The 16,654-nt window shown below is 70.2% G+C and carries 18 protein-coding genes; 13 read left to right on the top strand and 5 right to left on the bottom strand.

The genetic code is table 11. The features are described 5' to 3' along the window. Positions 1-48: 48 nt before the first annotated feature. From OO60_RS17735 to OO60_RS17695, 9 genes are all read left to right on the top strand, one after another. Complete coding sequence (locus OO60_RS17735; protein WP_004559736.1) at positions 49-2,028, top strand: DUF6541 family protein; 1,980 nt, start codon at positions 49-51, stop codon at positions 2,026-2,028. A gap of 59 nt (positions 2,029-2,087) precedes the next feature. Then, entirely contained in the window at positions 2,088-2,789 is a 702-nt protein-coding gene (locus OO60_RS17730) for a glycosyltransferase family 2 protein (RefSeq protein ID WP_051767716.1), read from the top strand. A 14-nt stretch (positions 2,790-2,803) separates the two neighbouring features. After that, positions 2,804-3,238, top strand: coding sequence for a DUF2304 domain-containing protein (locus OO60_RS17725; protein ID WP_004559734.1), 435 nt, complete (start codon positions 2,804-2,806; stop codon positions 3,236-3,238). 37 nt (positions 3,239-3,275) lie between these two features. Beyond that, a complete protein-coding gene (locus OO60_RS17720) occupies positions 3,276-3,779 on the top strand; it encodes a uridine kinase family protein (RefSeq protein WP_240490873.1) in 504 nt (167 codons plus the stop codon). A 328-nt stretch (positions 3,780-4,107) separates the two neighbouring features. Next, positions 4,108-5,787 (top strand): ABC transporter substrate-binding protein, encoded by a 1,680-nt coding sequence (locus tag OO60_RS17715; protein ID WP_240490871.1) that lies wholly within the window; start codon positions 4,108-4,110, stop codon positions 5,785-5,787. An 88-nt stretch (positions 5,788-5,875) separates the two neighbouring features. After that, entirely contained in the window at positions 5,876-6,877 is a 1,002-nt protein-coding gene (locus OO60_RS17710) for an ABC transporter permease (protein WP_033261670.1), read from the top strand. Beyond that, complete coding sequence (locus tag OO60_RS17705; protein ID WP_004559728.1) at positions 6,874-7,803, top strand: ABC transporter permease; 930 nt, start codon at positions 6,874-6,876, stop codon at positions 7,801-7,803. The genes OO60_RS17710 and OO60_RS17705 overlap by 4 nt, the downstream gene beginning before the upstream one ends. 6 nt (positions 7,804-7,809) lie before the next feature. Beyond that, entirely contained in the window at positions 7,810-8,805 is a 996-nt protein-coding gene (locus tag OO60_RS17700; RefSeq protein WP_004559727.1) for an ABC transporter ATP-binding protein, read from the top strand. Continuing rightward, on the top strand, positions 8,802-9,914 hold the full coding sequence (locus OO60_RS17695; protein ID WP_033261669.1) for an ABC transporter ATP-binding protein: 1,113 nt from the start codon (positions 8,802-8,804) through the stop codon (positions 9,912-9,914). The genes OO60_RS17700 and OO60_RS17695 overlap by 4 nt, the downstream gene beginning before the upstream one ends. A 37-nt stretch (positions 9,915-9,951) precedes the next feature. Here the strand turns inward: OO60_RS17695 and OO60_RS17690 are convergent, their stop codons facing one another. Next, the gene (locus OO60_RS17690) at positions 9,952-11,142 is read right to left on the bottom strand and encodes an RNA polymerase sigma factor (protein ID WP_004559725.1); all 1,191 of its coding nucleotides are present in this window, start codon (positions 11,140-11,142) and stop codon (positions 9,952-9,954) included. After that, positions 11,139-11,492 (bottom strand): YciI family protein, encoded by a 354-nt coding sequence (locus OO60_RS17685; RefSeq protein WP_004559723.1) that lies wholly within the window; start codon positions 11,490-11,492, stop codon positions 11,139-11,141. Before OO60_RS17685 ends, OO60_RS17690 begins: the two co-directional genes overlap by 4 nt. Before the next feature lie 73 nt (positions 11,493-11,565). Between OO60_RS17685 and OO60_RS17680 the strand changes: the two genes are divergently transcribed. Together OO60_RS17680 and OO60_RS17675 are read left to right on the top strand one after the other, a co-directional pair. Continuing rightward, entirely contained in the window at positions 11,566-11,997 is a 432-nt protein-coding gene (locus OO60_RS17680; RefSeq protein ID WP_004559721.1) for a YybH family protein, read from the top strand. 170 nt (positions 11,998-12,167) lie between these two features. Beyond that, positions 12,168-12,809: a DedA family protein gene (locus OO60_RS17675; protein ID WP_004559720.1), complete on the top strand. Its 642-nt coding sequence runs from the start codon at positions 12,168-12,170 to the stop codon at positions 12,807-12,809. Here the strand turns inward: OO60_RS17675 and OO60_RS17670 are convergent. Beyond that, positions 12,806-13,696, bottom strand: coding sequence for an EamA family transporter (locus tag OO60_RS17670; protein ID WP_004559718.1), 891 nt, complete (start codon positions 13,694-13,696; stop codon positions 12,806-12,808). The genes OO60_RS17675 and OO60_RS17670 overlap by 4 nt on opposite strands. Before the next feature lie 86 nt (positions 13,697-13,782). Between OO60_RS17670 and OO60_RS17665 the strand changes: the two genes are divergently transcribed. Further along, positions 13,783-14,691, top strand: a complete 909-nt coding sequence (locus OO60_RS17665) for a LysR family transcriptional regulator (protein WP_033261668.1) — start codon at positions 13,783-13,785, stop codon at positions 14,689-14,691. Between the two features lie 15 nt (positions 14,692-14,706). On the opposite strand, the gene OO60_RS17660 is transcribed toward OO60_RS17665, so the two are convergent. Further along, the gene (locus OO60_RS17660; protein ID WP_004559714.1) at positions 14,707-15,327 is read right to left on the bottom strand and encodes a TetR/AcrR family transcriptional regulator; all 621 of its coding nucleotides are present in this window, start codon (positions 15,325-15,327) and stop codon (positions 14,707-14,709) included. Between the two features lie 59 nt (positions 15,328-15,386). Here OO60_RS17660 and OO60_RS17655 point away from each other — a divergent pair, with 59 nt between their 5' ends. Beyond that, the gene (locus OO60_RS17655) at positions 15,387-15,989 is read left to right on the top strand and encodes a peroxiredoxin-like family protein (protein WP_004559713.1); all 603 of its coding nucleotides are present in this window, start codon (positions 15,387-15,389) and stop codon (positions 15,987-15,989) included. Here the strand turns inward: OO60_RS17655 and OO60_RS17650 are convergent. After that, entirely contained in the window at positions 15,976-16,527 is a 552-nt protein-coding gene (locus OO60_RS17650; RefSeq protein WP_004559711.1) for a DedA family protein, read from the bottom strand. The genes OO60_RS17655 and OO60_RS17650 overlap by 14 nt on opposite strands. Positions 16,528-16,654 lie beyond the last annotated feature (127 nt).

Here is a 16,654-nt window from a genome sequence, read left to right as displayed (position 1 = left end):
CCGGACAGGTCGGCGTGAAACGCCGGTGAGGTTGGTTAGCGGAAAACCATGAACGTACTTCTGGTCGTGCTCGCCTTCTGGCTGCCTGGCCTCGTCTTCGGGGCGGCGATCCGCCTGCGCGGCTGGCTGCTCGCCGCGGCCGCGCCGCTGCTGACGTTCGGCGTCGTGAGCCTCGCCGTGCCGGTGCTCGGCGGCCTCGGGATTCGCTGGAACGTCCTCGACGTCGCACTGTGGACGCTCGTCCTGTCCGCCGTCGGCTTCGGGCTGTCGTTCCTCGTGCTGCGGTTCACCGCGCGACGGCACCCGGACTGGGCCGAAAAGGACGCCGCCGCGGCCTCGCCCGCCCGGTCGCTGCGCGACCACCTGCTGATGGGCGCGGGTGTCCTGGTCGGCAGCCTGATCGGCATCGTCACGTTCCTGCGTGGCGCGCGGGGCCTCAACCAGGTCCAGCAGGGCTGGGACGCGCCGTTCCACGCCAACCTGGTGCGCTGGATCGCCGAGCACGGCGACGCCCGGCCGTCGACCGTCGGCACGATCGCGAACCTGCCGGGCCAGACGAACTACTTCTACCCGGACACCTACCACGCCCTGCTCGCGCTGGTCTTCGACAAGGCCGGCCTGGCGATGATGCCGACGCTGAACATGGCGGCGCTCACCGTCATCCTGTGCGTGCCGATCGGCGTCGCCGCGATGTGCCACGTGTGGCGGATGCCGCCGCTCGCGGTCGCCGCCGCCGCGGCCGTTTCGGCGTCCTTCACCAACTTCCCGTATGACTCGCTGTGGCGCGGGCCGCTGTGGCCGTACGTCGCCGGGGTCGCGCTGATCCCGGCCGCGCTCGCGCTGGCCCGCCTGCTGCTGGAGCCGCGGGGTCTCGCCGGGCCGGTGGCGATCGGGGTCGCCGTCGCGGGCCTGATCGGGCTGCACACCAGCGTCGCGTTCGTCGTCGTCGTGTACTTCCTGCTGATCCTGTTCGCCGTGCTGCTGAAGTTCGAGCGCATCGACTGGCGCCGGTCCGCGCCCTCGCTGGCCGCGACCGTGGTGCTCGCCGTGGTCTGCGGGCTGCCGCTGGCGCTGCCTTCGCTCTACAACGCGGGCGGCGTGACGAGCGCGTTCTGGGCCTCGGACGCGACGGTCAGCGGCGGCCTCGGCGAGACGATCACGTTCTCGCCGATGGCGGCGTTCCCGCAGTGGTGGATCGGCGTGCCGGCCATCATCGGCATCTTCCTGCTGGCCAAGCACCGGCGGATGGTGTGGATGGTCGCGGCGTACGTCGTGTTCGGCGGGCTGTTCGCGGCCACCGTGTCGCTGGAGACGCCGCTCATCCACACCCTGACCGGCATCTTCTACAACGACCACTGGCGGATCGGCGCGCTCGTCCCGCTGGCCGGCGCGGTCGCGTTCGGCGAGTTCACCGACACCGCGGCCCGCTGGTTCGCGGGCAAGGCCGGCTCCCGGCTCCCGAACGTCCGCCCCGCCACGCTCATCGCGGTCGGCGTCGTGCTGCTCGCCGTCGTCGTCGGCGGCCTGAGCCGCGGCGGCTACATCGGCCGCAACGCCGCCCGCCTGCAGCTCAACTACAGCGGCGGGCCGACGGTCAGCAACGACGAGCGCCAGGCGTTCGGCTGGCTCGCCGCGCACGTCGCGCCGGGCGAGCGGGTGATGAACGGCAAGGCCGACGGCTCGGTGTGGATGTACGCGCTCAACGGCGTCCAGCCGGTCGAATGGACCTTCTACGGCGCCGAATCCAACACCCCGGCCGGGTACCTCGGCGTGTTCCTCAACGACATCAACAAGTACCCGCGGGTGCGCCAGGAACTGACGAACCTCAAGGTCCGGTACGTGTTCGTCGGCTCCGGCCACGTCACGGCGACGACGAAGAACGGCGTCGGCCTCGACCACCTGGAGTCCGACCCCGGCTTCAAGCTCGTGTTCCGCAACCCCGGCGCGTCGGTCTACGAGATCGAGGGCCAGCAGGGCGTCGTCACGGCGGGTGCGGCGCCAGGGTCCGCGGCCGGTCACGGGAAGTGAAGGGCTAGAGTGATCGCGTGTCAAGGACGTCCGTGACCAGCCGCCGGGTGCTGATCGTGATGCCCGCGCTGAACGAGTCGGCGAGTGTCGCGTCGGTCATCGAGCAGGTGAAACGCGCCCTGCCGGACGGCGACCTGCTCGTCGTCGACGACGGCTCGGTCGACGACACCGCCCGGCTCGCCCGCGCGGCCGGGGCCGAGGTGGCCCGGCTCGCCGTGAACCTCGGCGTCGGCGGGGCGATGCGCACCGGCTTCCGGTACGCCGCCGCCCGCGGCTACGACGTCGTCGTGCAGGTGGACGCGGACGGCCAGCACGACCCCGACGAGCTCGACGCCCTGCTGCGCGGCCTGGACGACGCGGACATCGTGATCGGCTCCCGGTTCGCCGGCAAGGGTTCCTACAAGGCGAGCGGGCCGCGCAAGTACGCCATGGTCGCGCTCTCGCTGGTGTTCTCGCGGCTGGCGAAGACCAAGCTCACCGACGTCACTTCGGGCTTCAAGGCGATGGGGCCGCGCGCGATCCGGCTCTTCGCCGGCTACTACCCGGCAGAGTACCTCGGCGACACCGTGGAGTCGCTGGTCATGGCCATCCGGGCCAAGCTGACCATCAAGGAGATCCCGGTCGTCATGCGGGAGCGGGCGGGCGGCACGCCCAGCCACTCGCCCGTGAAGTCGGCCGTCTACCTGAGCCGGGCCGGGCTGGCGCTGCTGCTGGCGCTGGTGCGCCGCCGCCCGGCGGTCGACTCGTCCGACTCGGCGTAAGGGGAATGCAGAACATGGACGGTTGGCGCATCCTCAGCATCGTCGTCGCCGGCGTCGTGCTCTTCGTCGTCATCGAGATGATGCGGCGGCGGAAGCTGCGCGAGAAGTACGCGGGCGTGTGGCTGGTCGTCGCGGTCGGCGTGGTCGTCCTCGCGGTGCTGCCGCAGGCGGCCGAGTTCCTCGCCAAGCACACCGGCGTGCAGACGCCGTCGAACTTCGTCTTCCTCCTCGCCGGCGTCGTGCTGGCGCTCGTGTCGCTGCACCTGTCCACCGAGGTCGGGCACCTCGAGGAAGAGGTGCGCACGTCGATCGAGGAGATCGCGCTGCTGCGCTGCGAGCTCGAGGACACCCGCCGCGAGCTGACCGGCCGGATCGCCGAACTGGAGGCGAAGACGGCGGCGCCCGACGACGTCAAAGGACTTCCCGAGGTCGAGCGCGTCAGCAAGTGACGCCCTGATCGAAGCCCTGCTCGCCGCCCCCGCGCGGCTGGGCGGGGTGCGGGTGCTGGCCATCGACGGTCCGTCGGGCGCGGGGAAATCCACCCTGGCCGCTCGGGTCGTCGCCGGGCTCCGGGCCCGCGGGCGCCGCACCGAGCTGGTGAGCACCGACGCCTTCGCCACCTGGGACGACCCGGTCGCGTGGTGGCCGCGGCTCGCCGACGGCGTCCTGCGGCCCCTGGCGGACGGCCGGCCCGGTGCCTACCGGCAGATGGACTGGACCACCGGGGTGCCCCGGCCGGGAGAGCTCGTCCGGGTGGCCGTGCCGGACGTCCTGGTGCTGGAGGGCGTTTCCAGCGGCCGCGCTTCGGCAAGACCCCTGCTTTCGCACCTCTGCTGGGTCCAGGGCGGCTCGGCGGCCGGTCGGCTGGCCAGGACCGTCGCCAGGGACGGCGAGGCCGCACGGAACGAACTGGGCCGCTGGCAACGGTTCGAGCGCGGCTGGTTCGCCGTCGACGGCACTCCCGGGGCGGCCGGAACCCGACTTTCGTAGGGGTCCAGGCGGTCACCCTGCGTGCCCGACCCGTTCCGGATCGATCAAGTCGACGAGCGGCTGCAACACGAGCGGACTAATCTCGGTACCGCCATCTGAGTTAGTGATCCGGCACCGCGCGCAGCCGTTGCGCACAAACGGTCACATTCTGTCGCGTTTTATGGACACATTGCGGTCAAATCGGTGCCCACGTAGCGCGATCGTAACCTCACGTACTTAAGCCTGGGCCAAGTTCCCGCTAGTGTCGCGGGGCACACCGATCGTCCGTCGAGTTCCTGACCGACCGGACGGTGACTTTGAACCCGAAACATCTCCCAAGGGGTGCCAGATGCAGCAATTGCGGCTGACCCGAACACGCCGCGTGGCCCTGATCGGGCTGAGCGGCGCGCTCGCGGTTTCGCTGTCCGCCTGTGCGGAATCCAAGCGTGACGAGGGCGCAGGGGGTGGTTCCGGGGGCACGATGATCTTCGGCGCGGCCGGTAACCCGAAGTTGTTCGACCCGATCTTCAACGACGAGGGCGAGACCTTCCGGATCACGCGCCAGATCTTCGACACGCTGATCCAGAACAAGCCGGGCACCGCGGACCTGGAGCCCTCCCTCGCCGAGAAGTGGGAGCCCAGCAACGACGGCAAGACCTGGACCTTCTCGCTCAAGCAGGGCGTGAAGTTCTCCGACGGCACCCCGTTCGACGCGACCGCGGTCTGCTTCAACTTCGACCGCTGGTACAACATGAAGGGCGCCGCCGCCCAGAGCCAGATGATCTACTACGCCGACGTCTTCGGCGGGTTCGCCAAGAACGAGAGCACCGACTACAGCGACCCGGTCTACAAGAGCTGCGAAGCCAAGGACCCGGCCACCGCCGTCGTGAACCTGAACAAGGCGAAGGGCGCGTTCCCGGCGGCCTTCACGCTGCCGTCGTTCGCGATGCAGAGCCCGGCCGCGCTCAAGCAGTACAAGGCCGACGAAGTCACCCAGTCCGGTGACTCGTTCACCTACAGCGAGTACGCGAACAAGCACCCGGTCGGCACCGGCCCGTTCAAGTTCGACGGCTGGGACCAGGGCAAGGGTGAGATCACCCTGTCCAAGAACGACCAGAGCCCGACCCAGACGGCCAAGCTCGACAAGCTCATCTTCAAGGTGATCCCGGACGAGAACGCCCGCAAGCAGGCGCTCAAGGCCGGCGACATCCAGGGCTACGACTACCCGGCGCCCGCGGACTACGGCCTGCTGCGCAACGAGGGCGAGCAGGTGCTGGTGCGCCCGCCGTTCAACGTGCTCTACCTGGGCATCAACCAGTCCGGCCCGGCCGGCGACAAGCTGAAGGACGTCAAGGTCCGCCAGGCGCTCGCCTACGGCATCAACCGCGAGCAGTTCGTCAAGAGCAAGCTGCCCGAGGGTGCCGAGGTGGCCAGCGAGTTCGTGCCCAAGACGATCTCCGGCTACACCGACGACGTCACCAAGTACCCGTTCGACCAGGCGAAGGCGCGGCAGCTGCTGCAGGAAGCCGGCGCGACGAACCTGACGCTGAAGTTCTACTACCCGACCGAGGTCACCCGGCCGTACATGCCGAACCCGGCGGACGTCTTCACCTCGATCTCGGAGGACCTGAAGGCCATCGGCATCAAGATCGAGCCGGTCGCCAAGCCGTGGAACGGTGGCTACAAGGACGACGTCCAGAAGTTCGGCAAGCAGGACCTCCACCTGCTCGGCTGGACCGGTGACTACAACGACGCCGGGAACTTCGTCGGCACCTTCTTCGGCCGCACGAAGAAGGAGTTCGGCTTCGACAACCCGCAGCTGTTCCAGGCGCTGGCCGCCGCGGACGCTTCGCCCGCCGGCGACGCGCACGCCAAGGCGTACCAGGACGTGAACAAGCAGATCATGGACTACCTGCCGGCCATCCCGATCTCCTACGGCCCGCCCGCGATCGTGGTCGGCCCGAAGGTCAAGGGTCTGGTCGCCAGCCCGCTGACCGATGAGCGGTTCAACACCGTGACCGTTAACTGACGGTTTTACGCCGCGAGGCGCATGGGGTGGGTGCTACCGCGCCCACCCCATGTTCCGTACTCAGCGGGCTGCCCCCTAAGGACTGCAAGTGCTCCGTTTTCTCGTGCGTCGGCTGCTACAAGCGATCCCGACGCTGCTCATCCTGTCCATCCTGGTCTTCGCCTGGCTGCGGTCGCTGCCCGGAGGGCCCGCGGCCGCCCTCCTCGGCGACAAGGCAACGCCGGAGAAGATCGCCAACCTCAACCACGTGCTGGGGCTCGACCAGCCGGTCATCATCCAGTACTTCAAGTTCCTCGGCCGCGCGATCACCGGTGACTTCGGCGCCTCGCTGGTGTCCACCCAGCCGGTGATGTCGGAGATCGGCACGTTCCTGCCCGCCACCATCGAGCTGGGCATCTCCGCGATGATCATCGCGGTGCTCATCGGCGTCCCGGCGGGCTACCTGTCGGCCCGCTACCGTGGTGGCGCCGCCGACAACGTGATCATCGTGCTGACGCTGATCGGTGTCGCGGTCCCGGTCTTCTTCCTCGGCTACATGATGCAGGACCTGCTCGCCGGGCCGCTGGGCCTGCCGTCGCAGGGCCGGCAGACCGCCGGGCTCGACGCCACCGCCGTCACGAACTTCGCCGTCCTCGACGGCATCCTGACGAGCGAGTGGGACGCCGTCTGGGACGCGATCAAGCACCTGATCCTCCCGGCGTTCGCGCTCGCCACCATCCCGCTCGCGGTGATCACCCGGATCACCCGCGCGTCGGTGCTCGAAGTGCTCAACGAGGACTTCATCCGCACGGCCAACTCGAAGGGCCTCACGCAGCCGGTGGTCCGCCGCCGGCACGTGCTGCGCAACGGCCTGCTGCCGGTGGTCACCACCATCGGCCTGCAGACCGGCGCGCTGCTCGGCGGCGCGGTGCTCACCGAGCGCGTGTTCAACTTCCGCGGCCTCGGCTTCCTGCTGGCCGAAGGCATCGAACGGCGTGACTACCCTCGGCTCCAGGCGCTGCTGCTCTTCGGCGCGCTGGTGTACGTGCTGGTGAACATGCTGGTCGACGTCTCGTACGGGATCATCGACCCGAGGGTGCGTGTGCGATGAACACTCTGCTGAACAAGAAGAAAGAGCCGATCGACAAGCTGGCCGCGGCCAGCGGCAACAGCCTCGGCCGCGAAGCACTGCGGCGGATGCTGCGCAGCCCGGTCGCCATCACCGGTGGCGTGATCACCGGCCTGTTCGTGCTGCTGGCGGTGTTCGCGCCGCTGATCGCGCCCAAGGACCCGTTCGAGCGCTACCTGCAGGACAAGGTCGCCCTCGGCCAGGGGATCATCCCGGGCAGCCAGCCCGGGTTTCCGCTCGGCGTGGACGACTTCGGCCGCGACGAACTGTCGCGGCTGATCGTCGGCGCGCAGAACACCCTGCTCGTCGGCGTGCTGGCCACGGTGATCGGCGTGCTGCTCGGCATCATCATCGGCGGGCTCGCCGGTGCGTTCGGCGGCTGGGTCGACACCGTCCTCATGCGACTGGTCGACGTCATGCTGTCGGTGCCGTCGCTGCTGCTGGCGATCTCGGTCGCGGCGCTGTTCGCCAAGCCGAGCCAGTGGACGGTGATCCTCGCCGTCTCGCTGATCGGCGTGCCGATCTTCGCGCGGCTGCTGCGCGGCTCGATGCTGGTGCAGCGGGGCAGCGACCACGTCCTCGCGGCGACGTCGCTGGGCGTGAAGCGTGGCACGATCGTGTTCCGGCACATGCTGCCGAACTCGCTCGGCCCGGTCATCGTGCAGGCCACGCTCACCCTGGCGACCGCCATCCTGGAGGCCGCGGCGCTGTCGTTCCTCGGTCTGGGCGACCCGGACCCGAACCGGGCGGAGTGGGGCATCATGCTGAGCAAGGGTGCCCGGCAGTTCCTCGACGTCCGGCCCGAGCTCGCGTACTACCCGGCGATCGCGATCATCATCGTCGCGCTCGGGTTCACGCTGCTCGGCGAGTCCCTCCGCGAAGCCCTCGACCCGAAGAACAGGCGGTGAGAACCCATGGCACTCCTTGAAGTCCGCGACCTTTCGGTCGTGTTCCAGCGGCGCGGCGAGCAGCCGTTCACCGCGGTGGACGGGGTCAGCTTCGACGTCGAGCCGGGCCAGACGGTCGGCCTGGTCGGCGAGTCCGGCTGCGGCAAGTCCGTGACGTCGCTGGCGATCATGCGGCTGCTGGCCAAGCGCGGCAACAAGGTCACCGGTTCGGTGCGCTTCGAAGGCACCGACCTGCTCAAGTTGTCCACAAAGGACATGAGCGACCGCCGCGGCCGCGACCTCGGCATGGTCTTCCAGGACCCGCTGTCCTCGCTGAACCCGGTCATCCCGATCGGGCTGCAGATCACCGAGGTGCTGGAGCGCCACCGCGGGATGTCGCGCAAGGCGGCGTCCGTCGAAGCGGTGGACCTGCTGGACAAGGTCGGCATCCCCGACCCGTCGCGCCGGCTTTCCGAGTACCCGCACCAGCTTTCCGGCGGGATGCGGCAGCGTGCGCTGATCGCGATCGCGCTGGCGTGCCGTCCGCGGCTGCTCATCGCCGACGAGCCGACGACCGCGCTCGACGTCACCATCCAGGCGCAGATCCTCGCGCTGCTGCGGGAACTGGTGCAGGACACCGGCACCGCGCTGATCATGATCACGCACGACCTCGGCGTCGTCGCCGGGCTGTGCGACGAGGTCAACGTGCTCTACGGCGGCAAGATCGTGGAGCGGGCGCAGCGGCACCAGCTGTTCGCCGAGCCGCGGCACCCGTACACGCACGGCCTGCTCGCCTCGATCCCGCGTCTGGACGCGGGCCGCGGCGAAAAGCTGATCCCCATCCGCGGTTCGGTGGCCGACAACATCCCGTGGGACCACGGCTGCGCGTTCGCGCCGCGGTGCCCCAACGCGCTGCCGGTCTGCCGCGAGGTCCAGCCGAAGCTGGTGCCCGACCAGGGCGGGCTGCTGCGCTGTCACAACCCCGTGCGGCCCGCGGTCGCCGCGGGAGGAGGAACCCGATGACGCGTCCTGCTGGTGACGTGCTGCTCGAGGTCACCGACCTCAAGGTGCACTTCCCGATCAAGCGCGGTGTCGTGATCGACCGGACGATCGGTCACGTCTTCGCGGTCGACGGTGTCGACCTGGCCATCCGCCGTGGCGAAACCTACGGCCTGGTGGGCGAATCCGGCTGCGGAAAGTCCACTTTGGGCCGGGCGATCCTGCGGCTCAACGAACCGACCGCCGGTTCCGTGAAGTTCGACGGCACCGACGTTGCCCAGCTCAAGGGCGAGGAGCTGCGGAAGGCCCGGCGCCGGATGCAGATGATCTTCCAGGACCCGATGTCCAGTTTGGACCCGCGCCAGTCGGTCGAGTCCATCCTGCTCGAGGGCATGCACGCGCACGGCCTCGACAAGGACAAGGAAGCCACCCAGCGGCGGCTGCGGCAGCTGCTGGCCGCGGTCGGCCTGCCGGAGACGTCGCTGCGCAAGTACCCGCACGAGTTCTCGGGCGGGCAGCGCCAGCGCATCGGCATCGCGCGGGCGCTGGCGGTGGAGCCGGACCTGATCGTCGCCGACGAGCCGGTGTCCGCATTGGACGTTTCGGTGCAGGCCCAGGTGGTGAACCTGCTGGAGGACCTGCAGGACCAGCTCGGCCTGACGTACGTGGTGATCGCCCACGACCTCGCGGTGGTGCGGCACATCTCCGACCGCATCGGCGTGATGTACCTGGGTGCGCTGGTCGAGGAGACCGACGCGGACTCGCTGTACCGGGAGCCGCTGCACCCGTACACGCGGGCGCTGCTGTCGGCCATCCCGGTGCCGGACCCGCAGGTCGAGGACACCCGCGAGCAGATCCTGCTCGCCGGTGACCTGCCCTCGCCGGCGAACCCGCCGTCGGGCTGCCGGTTCCACACGCGCTGCCCGTGGCGGCAGGCGAGCCTGTGCGACACCGACCGCCCGCAGCTGCGCGAAGTCGGCGGCGGGCACCGGGTGGCGTGCCACTACGCGGAGGACATCCGCGACGGGCGCATCCAGCCGCACGAGGTGAAGCCGGAGCTGGTGGAGCTCACCGGGGCGCTCAACCCCGACCTGGGCCCGCCGGACGTCGGCACCGCAGCCGAAATCCTGTGAGCAGCGGCCGGCCGGGCCTCGTCCCGGCCGGCCGTTCTCATGGTTCGAGGTGCTTGGCCCGCGTCTGCAGGTACGCCTGCTCGGGCAGGCTCAGTGTCCGCCGGGCGGCGGCCAGGTACGCCTGCCGGGCACCGGCCGTGTCCCCGATGCGTTCGAGCAGGTGCGCGCGGATGGCGTCGACCCGGTGGTGCGTCGCCAGCGCGGCGTCCTTCGCCGCTTCCGCCAGCTCCGCCAGCCCGGCTTCCGGGCCGTTGACCTGCGCGAACGCCACCACCCGGTTCAGCGTCACCATCGGACCGGGTGCGACGACCCGCAGCAGGTCGTAGAGCGTGAGGATCTCGGCCCAATCGGTCGCCTCGGCGTCGGCGGCCTCGTCGTGGACGGCGGCGATCGCCGCCTGCAGCTGGTACGGGCCCACCGGCGCCGTCGCGAGGGCCTTCGTGATCAGCGAGACGCCCTCCTCGACGAACGCCCGGTTCCAGCGGCTCCGGTCCTGTTCGGCGAGCGGGACGAGCGCCCCGGACGCGTCGGCGCGGGCCGGGCGCCGGGCCTCGGTGAGGAGCATCAGGGCCAGCAGGCCGGTGACCTCGCCGTCGTCCGGCAGGTCCGCGCGCAGCTGCCGGGTCAGGCGGATGGCCTCGGTCGTCAGGTCGACGCGGCTGAGGGCGGCACCCGAGCTGGCGGTGTGGCCCTCGGTGAAGATCAGGTAGAGCACCTGCAGCACGGCGGCCAGCCGTCCGGGACTGTCGTCCTTCGTCAGCCGTTCGCCCTTCAGCTTCTGTTTCGCGCGGCTGATCCGCTGCCCGATGGTGGCCTCGGGGACGAGGGAGGCCCGGGCGATCTCGGCGGTCGTCAGCCCGCCGACCGCCCGCAGGGTGAGCGCGACCTGCGACGGCGGCTTCAGGGCGGGGTGGCAGCAGAGCAGCAGCAGGGTCAGCGTGTCGTCGACCCCGCTGACCGGCTCCGGATCGGGCGGCTCGTGGTGCGCGACGGTCTCCTCGCGCCGCCGTCGCGCGGTCTCGCTGCGCCACTGCTCGATCCGCCGCCGGGACGCGGTGGTGATCAGCCACCCCTTCGGGTGATCCGGGATCCCCTCGCGCGGCCACTGCTGCGACGCGGCCAGCAGCGCCTCTTGGACGGCGTCCTCACAGGCGTCGAAGTCGCCGTACCGCCGGACGAGCGCGGCGAGGACCTGCGGCGCGAGCTCCCGGAGCAGGCGTTCGGTCACAGGTCGGGCCCGTGCAGCCCCATCACCGGCCGCACCTCGACCTTGCCGAAGGACGCTTCCGGCACCTTCCCGGCGATCTCGAGGGCGCGGTCTTCGCTCTCGCAGTCGAGCAGGTAGAAGCCGGCGAGGAACTCCTTGGCCTCGGCGAACGGCCCGTCGGTGGTGATGCCGGCCTGCCTGGTCAGCTCGGGGAAGGCGAGCCGTTCGGAGACGATCCGCTCGCCGGAAGCGTCGAGCTCGTCGTTGAGCTGCTGGTAGTGGGCGAGCCCGGCGGCCTGCTGTTCCGGGCTCATGCCTTCCCACGCTCGGCGCGACGCCGGGTTGCCGTAGATCAGGACCACGTATTTCACTGGGGTCTCCTGTCGAAATCCGTCCGGCGGCGCCTACGTCTCCCGTGCAAGCACCGACCCTGAGGAGAATGGCATGAGCGAGCAGCAGATCCGGGCACTGATGGCGGCGCGTGAGGTCGCGATGACGGCCCGCGACGCTTCGACACTGGGCTCCCACTACGCGCCGGACGTGGTGGCGTTCACGCTGGCCCCGCCGCTGGTGCACCGCGGCGCGGAGGTCATCGACGTCGCGGCGCGGAAGGCGTGGTTCGAGACGTTCGAGGGGCCGATCGAGTACGAGATCCGGGACCTGGAGATCACGATCGGGGGAGACATCGCCTACAGCCACGCGCTGAACCGGATGGCGACGACGCCGAAGGGGGCACCGGCGGGGTTCGAGCTGTGGTTCCGGTCGACGGTGTGCTTCCGGCGGGAGGACGGCGAGTGGCGGATCACCCACGTGCACGACTCGGTGCCGTTCTACATGGACGCGACCCTGCGGGCGGCGGTCGACCTGAAGCCCTGATCGAACAGCTGTCCACCGAAGTTGTCCACATGGGGGTGAACCCTGTGGACAACTCGGTGGACCCCCGACCGAAGTAGTACCCCGGGCAATACCTGAGGATGCCGCCCCCGGTGCACCGCCCCCGGTACCCTTCGGAAAGCAGAGACGATGAGTACCAGGGGGTACGGGCAGTGCACATCAACCAGTGGCTGGAGTCGATCCCGCCGATCTCGGTGTACCTGATCGTCGGTGCGGTGATCATGATCGAAAGCCTCGGTATCCCCCTGCCCGGCGAGGTGGTGCTGGTCAGCGCCGCTTTGCTCACCCTGACGCACCCCAACCTGAGCCCGTTGTGGGTCGGTGTCGTGGCCAGCGCCGGTGCCATCATCGGCGACAGCATCGGCTACCTGATCGGGAAAACCGGCGGGCAACGGCTGTTCGCCTGGGCGGGGCGGAAATTCCCGAAGCATTTCGGGCCGACGCACATCGCCAACGCCGAACGGATCTTCAACAAACGCGGCATGTGGGCCGTGTTCTTCGGCCGGTTCATCGCGTTCCTGCGGATCCTCGCCGGCCCGCTGGCCGGGTCGCTGCGCATGCACTACCCGAAGTTCCTGATCGCCAACGCGCTCGGCGGCATCGCCTGGGCGGGCGGCACGACCGCCCTCATCTACTACGTGGGCGAGGCCGCCGAGAAGTGGCTCGGCGACTTCTCCAAGTACGGCCTGGTGGCCGCCGTCGTGATCGGGGCGATCGTCTTCGTCGTCATGAAGAAGCGCCTCGGCCGCAAGCACCCCGAGGAAGTGGAAACCAAGGAGGAGACCGCCGCCTAAACGGCGACGAGCTCCCGCTTGGGCGCGGTTCGCAGCGACCCGATCAGCACCCCGGCGATCACGACGACGGCCGCGCCGACCTCCAGCCAGGTCGGCCGCTCGCCCAGCAGCAGGAACGACGCCGTCAGCCCGACCACCGGCACCAGCAGCGAAAACGGCGACACGACGCCGGCCGGGTTGCGCCGCATCAGCGTCGTCCACAGGCCCGAGCCGACGACCGTGCCGATCAGCACGACGTACGCCAGGCCGGCGAGCGCGGTCAGCCCGGCCGGGGTGCCGAGCGTCGTCAGGGACCGCCACTGCGCGGCCGGGCCCTCCATGACCAGCGACAGCGCGAACATCGGCAGCGGCGGCACCACCGACATCCACAGCGTGAAGTGCAGCGGGTTGTCCGGCTCGGCCCGGCGCGTGCTCAGGTTTCCGAACGCCCAGCTCAGCGCGGCCAGCAGGGTCAGGAGCATCGGCAGCAGGGCGGCGTGCCCGGACTGCTGCCACGCGATCGCGGCCATCCCGGCCACCGCCAGCGCGATCCCGCCCAACTGGTGGCGGGTGACGCGTTCGCCGAGGAAGACGGCGCCGAGCAGCACCGTGAACGGCGCCGACGCCTGCAGCACCAGCGACGCCAGCCCGGTCGGCATCCCGGTGTCCATCGCGATGAACAGGAACGCGAACTGGCCGGTGCCGAAGCCAAGCCCGTAGCCGAGCAGGTACCGCACCTTCACCTTCGGCCACGGCACGAACAGGATCGTCGGGACGGCGATCACGGCGAACCGCAGCGCACCCGCGAACACCGGCGGGAACTGGCCGAGCGTGGCGTGGATGGCCAGGAAGTTGAGGCCCCAGAGGACGGCGACGAGCACGGCGAGCAGGCGATCACGGGCGGGCATGCCTCCACTGTGTCAAGGGCGACCGTGAAGGACCAGCGAGAATATCTGCAGGAACCTTGTAGCTGTGCTTCAAGTACAGTGGCCGCGTGGATCTTGGCCGGTTGCGCACCCTGCGCGAGTTCGCCGACCGCGGCAGCGTGACGGCGGCCGCGCGGGCGCTGCACTGCACGCCGTCGGCGGTCTCGCAGCAGCTGCGCGCGCTGCAGGGCGAGGTCGGCCTGCCGCTCACCGAGCCGGCCGGCCGGGGCTTGCGGCTGACGGACGCGGGCCGCGCGCTGGTCGCCCGGGCCGACGAGGTGCTCGCCGCGCTGGAGCGGGCCGAGTCCGAACTGGACACCTACCGCAGCGCGCCGCGCGGGCGGGTGCGGCTCGCGATCTTCCAGTCGGCCGGGCTGATGCTGCTGCCGGGGCTGCTGACCCGCGTCGCCGGGTACGACGGCCTGGAGGTCGACGTCCGGGACGTCGACATGACGCCGCCGGAGGTGCCGGGCCTGGTGGCGGACTACGACGTCGTCGTGGCGCACCGCGACGAGCACGCGCCGGAGTTCGACACCGGCCGCCTGGACGTCGTGCCGCTGCTGCGGGAGCCGCTCGACGTCGCGCTGCCGGTCGGGCACCGGCTGGCGAACCGGCGCCGCGTCGAGCTGTCCGAGCTGGCGGACGAGCGCTGGATCAGCGTCGACCACGGCTTCCCGGTGGACGACGTGCTGCGCTCGCTGACCGTCCGCACCGGCGTGCGCCCGCTGGTGGTGCAGCGGATCAACGACTTCCGGATCACCGAGCGGCTGGTCGCGGCCGGGCACGGCATCGCGCTGCTGCCCCGCTACACGATGGACATCCGCCGCGGCAGCGGCCTGGTCGGACGACCTCTCGCCGGCATCCGCGCGGCGCGGCTGGTGGAAGCGGTCTGCCGGACCGGCGCCCGCCAGCGCCCGGCGGTGGCCCAGGTGATCGAGGAACTACTCGCGGAGGTCGCCCAGCTCACCGCCTCGTGAGTGGTAAGGCGAGTTCTAACTCGCCTTACCACTCACGAGCCGGTGGGAGCGCAGGTAGGTGAGCGCGATGCCGAGGGCGTCTTCCAGTGCCGTGAGGTCGTGGCGGATGTGCGCCAGCAGCAGTCCACCTTGGACGGACGTCATCGCCGCCTGCGCCAGCCGCGCCGGGTCGGCGGCCGGGTCGAGTTCTCCCTTGTCGCGCAACGTGGTCAGGCCGCGCTCCAGGTGGGACTCCCACTTCCGGTACGCCTGGTCGACCAGCGGCGCGAGCTTCGGGTTGTCGCCCACTTCGCCGGCGAGGTTGCCCAGCGGGCAGGCGATCGGCCCGCCCGCGCGGCGGTGGACGTCCAGTAGCTGCTCGGTCCACGTCTCGAGATCGGCCCAGGAAGCCAGCGTGAAGATCGCCGGCTGGTTGCCGAGGATTTGCTCGAGGTACCGGTCGATCACGGCTTCGACCAGCTGTTCCTTGTTCTTGAAGTAGTGGTACATCTGCGATTTCCCGGCCCCGCTGGCGGCGAGCACCTTGTCGACGCTCGTGCCCGCGACGCCGTCGACGTACATCAGCGCGGCCGCCGCGTCGACGATCGCGTCACGCGTCCGTTTGCCGCGCGGGGTCGAAGCCGCTTGCGTCTCCATGTACTGGATAGTACAGTTCGGCTCACTGTACCGATCAGTACAACTTGCTAGGGGGATCCATGACGCTCAACAACGCCCTGTCCGACGTCAACGCGCAGGCCCGGGCGGGTTTGCCGCCGGAGATCTTCGCCGTCCTCGAAGCGGACCGGCGCCGCGCCGCGGCGGGCTTCGCCGAGGTGGGCGACAAGATCGAGGACTTCACGCTGCCGGGCGCCGACGGCACGCCGACCGCCTTGGCCGAGCTCGTGGCCGAGGGGCCGTCGGTGCTCGTGTTCTACCGCGGCCAGTGGTGCCCGTACTGCAACCTGACGCTGCGCACCTACCAGCAGGAACTGCTGCCCGAGCTGGCGAAGCGTGGCGCGACCCTGGCGGCGATCAGCCCGCAGAAGCCGGACGGCCCGGCGCCGGACCTGGCGTTCCCGGTGCTTTCGGACGTCGGCAGCACCGTGGGGCGGAGCCTCGGGTTGAGCTATCCGGTTTCCGACGTCGTGCGCGAGGCGATGAAGACGCTGGGTACGGACCTCGAGGAGGTCAACGGCAGCTGGGAGCTGGTCCACCCGGCCGTGGTGGTGGTCGGCCAGGACCGAGTGATCCGGTACATCGACGTCCACCCGGACTTCGTCACGCGCACCGAGCCGGCGGACATCCTCAAAGCGCTCTAGCGGACCGTTTCACGCTGTAGGTGAGCACCGAACCCAGGACCAGGGCCACGGCCAGGGAGAGCAGCAGGCTGATCCCGGGTTCGGTGACGATCCGGCCGCCGGCGTAGCCGAGGAAGGCCACGTACGACGTCCAGAGTGTGACGCCGACGGCCGATGCGGTGACGAACTCTGCCATCGGCCACCGGAGCGATCCGGCGAGGAGGGCGCCGATCGTCCCGCCCGACGGCAGCCAGCGGGCGACCACCAGCACCGGCCGGGGGTGGCGCTGCAGCCGCCCGTCGAGCCAGCCGAGGCCGGCGGCGATCTTCTTCCGCCGGCCCAGCCGGTCCAGCGCCGCCCGGCCGCCGAACCGGCCGAGGGCGTAGAGCGCCTGGTCGGACGCCAGGCACCCGGCACTCGCCACGGCGATCACCAGCGCCAGCGACGTCCCGCCCTGCGCCGCTTCGATGCCCATGCCGAGGATGGTCACCTCGGTGGGCAGCAGCGGCACGAGCGAGACGACGAACAGCACCAGCAGTCCCGCCGTCGATCCGTCCACACCTCCATTAACCGCCCGCTCGCGGCGAAGCACTCCCGAACACCGGGGACTCACAGCAACCCGACAGCTGGTCCACAGATTCGCGAAACCATGCCAGGAGTTGTCATGGTTCGCCGTGAGGCTGGGC

The organism is Amycolatopsis vancoresmycina (assembly GCF_000716785.1).
GTDB classification, from domain to species: domain Bacteria; phylum Actinomycetota; class Actinomycetes; order Mycobacteriales; family Pseudonocardiaceae; genus Amycolatopsis; species Amycolatopsis vancoresmycina.
The sequence above is the reverse complement of the archived record's forward strand: the minus strand, read 5'-3'. Positions and strand labels throughout refer to the sequence as shown.